At 38.2% G+C, this 448-nt stretch carries 1 protein-coding gene; it reads right to left on the reverse strand.

Annotated elements, in window-relative coordinates; all coding sequences use genetic code 11:
* A partial coding sequence (locus tag ACTQ45_RS13655) for an ATP-binding protein (RefSeq protein ID WP_441764035.1) occupies positions 1–448 on the reverse strand: 448 nt, incomplete at both ends.

A 448-nucleotide genomic window follows, 5' to 3' on the forward strand; every position in this document is an offset into this window, starting at 1 on the left:
CTTTCCAGTATCGTACCAAAAGGCTTTATGTACAATTCGATCCATAATCGCATCGGCGTGAATACCACCACCTAATCTTTGATGCCAATCTGCTTTTCGAAATTGTGTACAATAGATTGTGGAGTGAGTATCGTGGCGTCGTTCAATTAGTTCAAAAATAAATTTGAGATCTTCGTCCAAAAGATCGTCAAGAAGCCATTCATCAAGCACTAACAGGCCGTAATTAGAATATTTATTGAGGAGTTTCGCCACTCCTTGTTCTTTGAACGATGCTTCATCTCGCTCTATTAATAAATCAGGTAACCTTATATATCGTGTGCGAATTTCTAATTTACATGCTTCTTTAGCAAGTGCACAGCTCAAGTATGTCTTACCTGAACCAGTAAAACCTTGAAAAATGACATTCATATGGTGCTTAACAAAGTTACAAGTACCTAGCTCCTGAAGC

This window comes from Fundicoccus sp. Sow4_D5 (assembly GCF_052116365.1).
In the GTDB taxonomy this organism is placed as follows: Bacteria; Bacillota; Bacilli; order Lactobacillales; family Aerococcaceae; genus Fundicoccus.